The organism is Rubritalea sp., assembly GCF_039830215.1.
GTDB lineage: Bacteria > Verrucomicrobiota > Verrucomicrobiia > Verrucomicrobiales > Akkermansiaceae > Rubritalea.
In genome coordinates, this window is the sequence record NZ_JBDOPO010000262.1 from 1 (window position 1) to 2,369 (window position 2,369).

Annotated in this window: 2 pseudogenes; one reads left to right on the forward strand and one right to left on the reverse strand. The window is 44.1% G+C overall.

Annotated features, from left to right (window positions below):
* Window positions 1-522 (forward strand): annotated as a pseudogene (locus ABGY95_RS08700) (fumarate reductase/succinate dehydrogenase flavoprotein subunit); the annotation flags it as partial.
* A gap of 1,603 nt (window positions 523-2,125) precedes the next feature.
* Here the strand turns inward: ABGY95_RS08700 and ABGY95_RS08705 are convergent.
* A pseudogene (locus ABGY95_RS08705) lies at window positions 2,126-2,369 on the reverse strand (hypothetical protein); the annotation flags it as partial.

Sequence of the window (2,369 nt, forward strand, 5' to 3'; positions counted from 1 at the left end):
GAAGCTAAAAAGGAAGTAATAGAACGTCTCGATAAGCTCATCAATATCAAAGGTGACCGCTCAGTGGATTCATTCCACCGCGAGCTCGGTCAACTTATGTGGGATTACTGCGGCATGGAGCGTACCAAAGAAGGCCTTGAGTTCGCACTCAAGCGGATCCCTGAAGTTCGTGACGAATTCTACAACAACGTGCGCATTCCAGGGGAGTCTAACGAATTGAACCAAGAGCTTGAGAAAGCTGCTCGCCTAGCTGACTTCTTCGAGTTCGCTGAACTTACTTGTTGTGATGCTCTAAACCGCGAAGAGTCTTGTGGAGGCCACTTCCGTGGTGAGCACCAGTTCACCGAGGAATCTCCAGAAGTTATAGCTGGAGTAACTCAGCAAGGTGAAGCTCTTCGTGACGACAAAGAATTCTCTTATGTTGCTGCATGGGAATACCAGGGTTTCGGCAACCTTCCTAAGCTACACAAAGAAGACCTCAACTTCGAGTTTGTGAAACAGTCCGTCCGTTCTTACCAATAAGAACCACAAACGCCCCAAAATTTCAAATCCCGCTCCGTTCATTCGGTTCGGGATTTTTTGTGTGGTTTAATAGCGATATCGATAGTTGTTAGATAACTCAAACATGACTCGATGACGTCATTTTCTAAAAAGTTTCTGCAGAATAGCCATTTTTTCACTGTGGTTCTCCTTCTATTCATTAGGCAAGAGTAAGCCTACACAACAACCTCCTAAAATCTGGAGTTTCCAACGAGATCAGATCAGGCGGCGTCCTCATTTGAGGGTTAGCTTTTCAGACTGCTAAAGCTAATTGGTTGTGTTGGTCTAGGAACTCGTATAGCGAGATATTTACCAGTGTTGGGCGCCTTAGGCTTATGTTATAAAATGCCCAGATTCGCATGGAAATGACGATAGTACTTGTGAAATACTACAGTCACCGCTTGGATTTTTGTTAGAATTCGATGACGGATTTCTGCTTTAATAGGTAGTCTCAACACCGAGAACCGCTCTTGAGAATAGGCCGATAACAAAAGAATAAATACAACAAGCCCTGCTGCTTGGTCGGGACGTCAGCTCTGAGGACCTTTCCGAAGTGCTCAGACTTTGAATTCTCGAAGTTATTTGAGCTGTGTTTAGTTTTCTTATCGACGCTGATCATCTTTGTGGAATGAAGGCTTTAGCGCCTTTAGCAATCAATACGTGATGACGCATGAGCTAGGCTACGGAGTTTTGAGATCAGTGGCACTCTCGTTACAGCAGTTCTGTAGTCATGCTAGTTTGGCCGTAGACTTCAATGTGCTGAATTTTCTTTATCCATTACGGGCTAAAGACAGCCTGAGCGAGGACCGCAAAATGCCGTCGAAGCTCACTGGTGGTGTAGTTAGGAAATTTCACACATCTCGGCTATTAGCTCATATTTTTCTGAGCTTCGTTTCCCAATATGAACGCAGTCTTTTTTAGAGTGCCATCTCTGCTATGGGCTTGAGCTAGGTACTTTCTGAGTCCCCTGAATTCATCAACCAAATCCACTAAACTAGGCTCATCTAAGGTGTTTGGTGGGAGGGTTGCTGTGGACTTAATCTCGCAGCTTCCGAGTATTTTCTGCTGCCATGATGCTCAGCACTGGCTGGCTGAAATATTGAAGTCTCGGCATCACTGAGCCACGCTGTTGCTGCTCTTTAAGAAATAATCTATGACCTCCTTTTTTAATTCTTCGCAGTGTCGAATGTACTCTTTTTTTTATTGGTGTTATTGATTTTAACTGAGTAAATCAGCACACCCTCTGACTAGACAGTTGGAGGAAGATCCGATTTTTCTTACTCATTAAACAGCACGCTAGAACAAAAAATCTGGATTCTACTGACAGGAAAAGCCACTATGTTTTATCATGCTTGCTAGTCGAGTGCTGAAACAGCGAGCGTTGACGCCCTGAAGTGGTGTAATAAACATTACGTCGCAGACCTATGACTTGGTGTAAATGAAGAGACCTAGTTCAAACTCCTGAATGAAATGCGTAAGCGACTTCCTAAAATAGGAAAATATATGTGATTTTTATCACAAAAAACAAAGCCTCAGAGTTTTTCACTCTAAGGCTTACGAGTTATCTTTACAAAATATTGCAGACTTACGCTTTCGTAGCTCCGTTAGATCTTGGTTTTGCTTTGACTGGCTTAAAGACGAGTTCTTCAGTGCCACGTTTACATGAGACTTTGACTGTGTCGCCTTCCTTCACATCTCCGCGAAGTAGAGCTTCTGCAAGTGGGTCTTCGAGGAAACGCTCAACAGCACGACGCATTGGGCGCGCTCCGTATGTCGGGTCGTAACCTTTGTCTGTTAAGAGATTGAGTGCTGTCTTCTCGAGCTTGATC